Source organism: Limnohabitans sp. Rim28, assembly GCF_000293865.2.
GTDB lineage: Bacteria > Pseudomonadota > Gammaproteobacteria > Burkholderiales > Burkholderiaceae_C > Limnohabitans_A.
In genome coordinates this window covers 1-7,222 of the sequence record NZ_ALKN02000029.1, presented here as the reverse complement: position 1 = coordinate 7,222, position 7,222 = coordinate 1, and the positions used below count along the sequence as shown (strand labels likewise).

The 7,222-nt window shown below is 52.5% G+C and carries 4 protein-coding genes; 1 reads left to right on the top strand and 3 read right to left on the bottom strand.

What is annotated here, in order from left to right:
* Positions 1 to 138 precede the first annotated feature (138 nt).
* On the top strand, positions 139 to 1,905 hold the full coding sequence (locus tag B472_RS16570; protein WP_019425727.1) for a hypothetical protein: 1,767 nt from the start codon (positions 139 to 141) through the stop codon (positions 1,903 to 1,905).
* 338 nt (positions 1,906 to 2,243) lie between these two features.
* On the opposite strand, the gene B472_RS17460 is transcribed toward B472_RS16570, so the two are convergent.
* The 3 genes from B472_RS17460 to B472_RS16560 form a co-directional block, all read right to left on the bottom strand.
* Complete coding sequence (locus B472_RS17460; protein WP_019425726.1) at positions 2,244 to 2,378, bottom strand: hypothetical protein; 135 nt, start codon at positions 2,376 to 2,378, stop codon at positions 2,244 to 2,246.
* A 44-nt stretch (positions 2,379 to 2,422) separates the two neighbouring features.
* Positions 2,423 to 3,949 (bottom strand): class I SAM-dependent methyltransferase, encoded by a 1,527-nt coding sequence (locus tag B472_RS16565; protein ID WP_019425725.1) that lies wholly within the window; start codon positions 3,947 to 3,949, stop codon positions 2,423 to 2,425.
* Between the two features lie 166 nt (positions 3,950 to 4,115).
* Positions 4,116 to 7,094: a hypothetical protein gene (locus B472_RS16560; protein ID WP_157951997.1), complete on the bottom strand. Its 2,979-nt coding sequence runs from the start codon at positions 7,092 to 7,094 to the stop codon at positions 4,116 to 4,118.
* Positions 7,095 to 7,222: the final 128 nt, after the last annotated feature.

Here is a 7,222-nt window from a genome sequence, read left to right as displayed (position 1 = left end):
CAAGGCATACGCGCAACTGGGAGCACATCAAGGAGGTGTGGCTGAACCCGCCAAGGGAGCATGTGAGATCGCCAGAAAAAGTGGCGATAGCCGTTTAGAAAAGCGGACAACTTTGTTGACAAACACCGCACCTAGCCCATGAATCTTGTTGAAATTGATTATCGATTTGGTGGAAAACCTGCCGGTGAAACCTATGATGGCTTTCCGCTGATGAGTTTTGAGGCCGAAAAGAAATATGTGGATCGCGCCAAAGAACTGGGTTGGGATGGCGTTTCGTTTGTCACCAATACACCGGTAAATCGTACGACCGGCAAAGTCCAGACCGAAAACACAACCGATCCCAACACCGATCCAGACAGAACTTATCCGGATGATCTGTGGAAATTGGTCGATTACGCTAAGAGCATTGGCCTGAAGGTGCACCTCCAACTTGAGATCGTTGACTATCTCACCGATGTTCTGGTTTCTCCACAAACACTGGCATCTGCTGTCGTGGTCAGTGATCTTTTTAAATCCATAAAGGACTATCAAACTTGGATGGCAAAGGATGCGCAATTACATGGCGTGGATTCGATCAACATCGCATCGCTGTTTTTCTTGGAAGAGCAGTACAAGGGTATTTGGACGCAAAACATTGCCGCACTCCGCGAGGTCTTTAAGGGACAGTTGAGCGTGACGACACATTTCAATGGTCAGCCATTGTCTTTTTACTCCCAACTTGACTTCATCAATGTCATAGGGCTGGGTGGCGATTTGGCCAACTATTGGCCCAAATCAGCAGAAGAAATCGTCAGGCTCTACACAAAACCTGAGCTTCTATTTGGCAACGGAACACCCCAACCCAATCAGATTTCTAAACTGGACCAATTCATCAAAGACAGTCCTGTTCCGGTAATGCTCTCAAAGCTCACCAGTGCAGTGACACCGGGTCCAGGAATAATTGATCCTTGGCAACCATGGGTCAGCAGCGAAATTCCTCCGCATTTGAAAAAATACCTGACGGAGCCGGTGGACTACACATACCAGCTCAGAGAAATTGAGGCGTTCTTCAACATCGTCAACGACCACTATGCTGACAAAATTCTTGGCACATTTGTAGGGCAGTATGGGTCATGGGCTGATGATAAGTATTACTTCCTTAAGCCCAATGCTTTGCAAGAGGCATTTAATGTCTTGCACCACATCGGTTTTCAATTAAATCCTGCTTGGAACCCGGTGGCTGACACTGCCATCGCCAAGTATTTGAGTTCTGATCACCCGCATGACATTCATTTCGACGCAACCAGCAATGGCCAATATGCTGGGCTGACTGGACAAAAAAATTCGTTTGTCTGGATGGCCGGCAATGACGTATTTACCGGCGCAGAGCGACTGGACAAAGCCTTTGCCCCTGGCAAGATGGAGGGCGCAAAATTGATCCGCAGCGGTGATGCACTGACCATAACTGCTTTAGCTGGAAATCTGACCCTTAAGGCCGTAGAACGAATCGTCTTCAGTGATCAAGCCATAGCCTACGACCTGTACGGCCCAGCAGGCATAACCGCCAAAACCCTCGGCGCTGTGTTCGGCATAGATGCAGTCCACAATAAATCCTTTGTCGGCATTGGTCTGCATTTTGTGGATGAACTCAATTACAGCTATCTAGACCTGATGCAACTGGCCATCAACGCTCGTTTGGGTGCCAACTTCACGCATGCACAGGTGGTGGACCTGCTCTACACCAACGTGGTGGGCCAGGTCCCGGATGCGGCCACGCGCAAGACATTCACCGATTTGCTGGATAACGGCACCTTCACTGTAGGCGGCTTGGGCGTTTTGGCTGCGGATACGGAATTCAACAAGACCAACATCAAGCTTGTGGGATTGGCCCAAACGGGTCTTGAGTACTTGCCCTTCAGTGCTTGACACCGAAGCCACCCAAGTCAAAGTGGTGGGGATGCCCGAGGCTGGGGCGGCTGTGTTGTTGGTTGAGTGAATTTCACCTGCTGATCGTTCGTCCAGAATCGTGTGTATCTGGACAGCCGGAGCCCCAAACCCAATTTGACCCCCCCCCGGTGGTGGGGTCTACTCTAGGCATCTTTTTCAGAACTGCACTAAGGATCCAAGAAGTTATTGTTTTGGTATTCCCCCAAACCTGTCGACGGCTGTTGGTCAAATATGCTGCCTTCGCTGCACAACTCAAAAGTGTCAGTTCCACGGCGGCAGGGGCTCAGGGCACTTAGCTATTGCTGGCCCCAATAACCTCACCCCACCAGCAACACCGCCTCCCCCGCTTCGGTCACACCAACCACCAAGACCTCGGTCACGTTGGCATCGCTGACGTGCAGGTACACCACCAGCTCCAAGGGTATCCAGCCCAAGCCCTCAGCCTCAAGCAAGGCAAGTTCGCGCTGAAAGTCGGCTTAGACATCAGACATGGACTTCACGCGATCTGAAGCGCCTTCAGGATTGGCAGTTGCTTGTCGGCAAAGGTCTGGGCCTGCGCAGTCAGTTCTGCGATGTTGCCTTCGGCCGATTCCAGCGTCTTACCTTCCTTGACCAAGCGTTGACCTTGGACCGAGAGAATCGCCCAAGTGTCCTTGGCCCAGTCCTCCGGCTTTTTCTTGCCCTGCTGCATGGACAGCACAAACAGTTGCTGGAAACGGTTGACCGCCACCCCACCGCCGGTCACCGGGCTGGCCAGATACGCCACATCGTTGCTGCCCCGGGCCTTGTTCATCAGGTGGTTATTGACCGCCTTTGCAGTCTTGGCGGCCTTGGTGCTTTCTGTTTGCACGGCACTCAGGTGTCCAGCGCCGCTCATTAGGGTTACCGTTTCAGTCAACTGCGCAAAGTTCAACTTGTCTTTCAACAAGGCTTCCATTTCTCCAATAGTGCGGACCTTATGGTCTGCCAATAAGTCGAGAATGGGAGTGTAGATACTCTTGTTGAGGCTAACCTCGCCCAAAGCGCCCGTCACCTTGAGCGCCACATCGGCCCTGGGCGTCGTCAAGATCACACGGATCTGGCGCAGCGCCTCGGCCTGCTCCAGCGCGGACATCTTGCGCGCCCCCTTGACCCAATAATCCACCCGGAATTGCTGGTTGACCATGAAGTCCCGGGTGGTCTGGCGGAACATCGGATCAGGAATCTCGGCCAAAAAGGCCTGCTGCTCGGGGGTGAGATTGACCACATCTATCAGGTCGAGCGGGTTGGCCGAGCAGGCAAACTGTACCTTGGCAGGCTCCAGCCACTCAGCCATTGTGGCAAAGTGCATCGGGTGCCAGTCGCGGTTGAAGTACTCATGCGCCAGATAGTGGCGGCTGTGCTCCTTCATCTTCTTGAGCCGATCACCCACCTGCGGGTTGGCCCGGCTGAACATGGGATTGGTGGCCAGCAGCTTCTCGGCAAAGTCCATGGCCCCGTCGATGCGGCTGACGATGCCTCGGCCCTCAGAGCCCAGCACATCGGCGTGCTCGGTCATCAGGTGGCGCATGGGGGCGAATGTGGCCCAGCCAGGCAATGTGTTGTAGCTGATGTAGAGCACACCACCCACTTTGAGCTTCTTGCGGATGAAGTCCACGATCACCTGGCGGTTCTCGTCCGAGATCCAGCTCCAGATGCCGTGCAGGCCGATGTAGTCGAACTCGGGCAGGTCGGAACGGTTGGCAAACTCGGCAAAGGCTTCGTCATACAGATTGGCTCCCGAGCCAGAGGCAACGGCTAGTTCTTGGGCAAAGCCGGCCTGGCTGGGGTTGAAGTCGGTGCCGTGCCATTGGGTTACAGACGCTGCGGCATGCAGATTGGCCGACAGGCCTTGACCAAAGCCGAGTTCACAGGCGGTGCCCACTTCTGGAAACGCCAGCCCCTGCTGGGCAAAGGCCAGTTTCAGGCGCAAGGGGTTCAGTTCGGTGTAGTAGCCATAGGTGTAGCCAATATCGGCCACATAGCCGGCGGTCCAGTCAGACATGGATAGATCCTTGATAAGGAGGAATGAGGAGTAGGGATTTAGAGAAGGCACCCACAAAGAAAACGTTCAATAAAAAACCCCACCCCCTTATGAGGGATGGGGTTGAAAGGTTTTCACCTATGTACCCAGCCACCGAAGTGGCAGGGGTGGTCTCCGTTTGGGGAGATTAGACAAGAGCGAATTCTGTGCCTGTGAGCGTACCAGCAGTGATACCCTCCAAAACACCCATCAGCTGAATCTCGCTGGCAACAAGTGCCGTGTTAGTGGCGTTGGCGTAATAGACATATGCCTTACCACCCTGATATGCGACCAGAATAAACTCAGCGGTGTTGTCTGTAGTGATTTGAGTAGCAGAAGTCGAAGTAGAACTCAAGGCTTTGAGAAGCTCGGTACCATCGGTTGCTTGCGAAAGATCACCAAAGCCCGACAGTGTAGTAGTAAGTTCAACCACATCATCTGTCAAAGCAATCGAGCCACTAATGTCCACGGCGGATGCTCCGGCAACGAGTGCAGCGTTAACCGCAACCAAAGTAGCTGCACCAGCCACACCGGTAGAAGTATCGGCAGCCGCAAAAGTCATGGTATCGGAACCAACTTTCAAGCCAGTGATAGTATCAATACCGTTTGTAGCGTTAGCATTAAAAACGATGCTGTCAGCAGCTTGTGTAGCTGTAGTTTCTGTGACATCAATACTGTCGTTGCCAGCACCAGCTGTAATGACATCTGCTCCACGACCGCCAACAATGGTATCGGCAAATGCAGAACCCGTAACGGTATCCGCTACCACAGTGCCAGTCACTGCGACGCCTTGAGATGCAGCGGATGCGTCGATAGCGGTTCCGGATACGGCGTAGTCGATAGTCCTGTCGATATTCAGCTTAGACAAGTCGATAGTTGTAGTCGTAGCGGCAGCAACCACGGTAAAGCCTTCGTCGGCAGTTCCATCAGCTTGCATGGTGTAAGTCTGTCCAGACAGGTTTGAAGCTTTCCAGCGCATGTTTGTGTTATCATCAGAACCTGCGACACGAATTGTCTCGATACCGCTGAGTGTGATCGTGCCAGTATCCCAATCGGTACCGGTGTCCAGTAAAAGAATGTCATCACCATCACCGGCAGCAATTGTGATCTTTGAGGTTGAGGCAGTATCGTCAGCACCAGACCAAGTGATCGTGTCATCACCAGCACCCGTATTCACCACCACAGTAGCGCCCGCGAAATCGCCGTGAGTACCAATCGTAATCGTGTCTTCACCTGCGCCCGTAGTAACAGTGACACTACCAGTTGTGATGGCATCAGACATCGTCACAGTGTTATCGCCGTCGCCCAAGCTCAAATTCACTGTGCCAGAGCTTGGATCACCAGCGTCGACAGTGTCATCGCCAGCACCCGAATTCACTACAAGTGTACCGGTCGTGAAGTCTGCAACAACAACATTATTTTCACCCTCGCCAGCAACAACTGTCAACGAACCTGTGGTGGTTGATGCAGTAACTGTGTCATCACCAGCTTGCGTGGTAACAGAAACGGTGGAGGTTGTGCCAATCGTAGTAACAGTATTGTCGCCAGTTGAACCTAAAAGGGTCAGATTTTCGTTGGCAGCAGAAGTAGTAACAATTAGGTTACCAACCAATGCACTTGCATCGACAGTTCCCATTGTAGTACCTCCGTTGCTACCTTCTTCCAAATCTGTGATTGTCACGTCATTGGTGCCAGTGAACACGAACTTAAAACCTTCTGTGTTCATGTCCGCGATGGTAAGGTCAGCACCAGTGCGAGCTGTTGCTGCGGCAACCACGTTCACGGTGTTGACGCTGTCAGTTGTCAAAGCGTCCACTGCAGAAGAAGTTACTGTAGCAGTCACTGAGTCCGTAGTAGAAGAACCGGCAACAGAAACGTTAACATCGGTAGCTGAGCCAGAAAATCTCAGATTTGCACCATCCGCAACTGTTGCGATATCAGTACGGATGCCTGTGAACCAGATGGAATTTGCTTGAACTTCTGAGACATCTGTTGCACCGGTGGTGGAGCTCTTAACTGTCAAAGTTCCAGAGGTCTTCTCATTGGTGATCGCTTCGGCAGTTGCAGTCGAGTTCAATGTGAAATCACCAGTACCGCGAATGATCAGTTCCTCACCAATATCGTTTTGAGTAACGGTTGTTGCATCGTCACCTTCAGTATTGATAATCACAGTACCGATAGCGTTGGTCGCTGTCACTGTGATTGTGGTAGCTGCATCAACATTCAGAGTTGTTTCTGCGGATGCCTTGCCGTTATCGTCAACAGTAATTGCCGTTGCTGCAGGAGCGTTGACAGTTGCTTTAGCGAAATTTGTCACGTTAACAGTTGTAGCTGTTGCAGCGTTGACTGTTGTTGTGAAGGTGGTGGCCAATGTGGAAGCCGTCACATCAACTGTTGCAGCCTTGTCTGCGGTGATTACGGAACCAGACTTTGCGCCAGTGACTGTGACTGTACCTACCATGCCGTCGCCAGCAACAAGCTTGTTGGTTCCAGCATTGCTAACGGTTCCGCTACCCAGATAGCCAACTTTGCTAGAGGAAACGGTAACCTCTTTGCCAGCTGTCACGCCAGACAGATCGATCGTTGGAGCGGAATAGGCATTCCAAACGTAGTTAACATTTTCTACACCAGAAACTGTTGCGACAGCGTTGTCAGCTGTCAGAGTGAACGTTGCTGTGTCATTATCGGTTGTCGAGTTATCAACGATAGCGTCAGTTGCCGCCAAAGTGGAACTTGTACCTGTAAACGTATCGTTACCAGCAGTACCCACGAAAGTATCTGTACCAGTAGTCAATGTGAACGAAGAACCAGTAACAACTTCAACGTTGCCTTGGTTAGCGCGCAGAGCAGCAACGCCGAATTGGGTAGCGCCAGCACCAGTAGACCAAGCCACAGCTGCTGTCACGGTTGTCTGGAATGCTTGAGCAGCAGCGTAGAAGGGGCTGGTGGTGTCTGCCAAAGTGGACAGGAAGTCAACAGCAGTAGCCAAGATGTCGCCACGGGCAGCGCCAGCATTGAGTTGGCCGTCCAACCATGCGTTGGCTGCAGTCTGGGAGTCACCAGTCAACTTGAGGTTGGCGGTGATGTGATCGCGGAAGGCCGTGTTGCTGCTGAGGTCTTTGCCCAAGATCAGGCCAGCGGACGTGGACAGATCACCAGCCAAGGTGCTCAGGTTGGAGGCAGCAGCCAGGCCAGTCAGGTGACCGCCAGCGGAAGCGCCGAAGAGGGCAAGCACGATGCGACCCGGGAAGATGT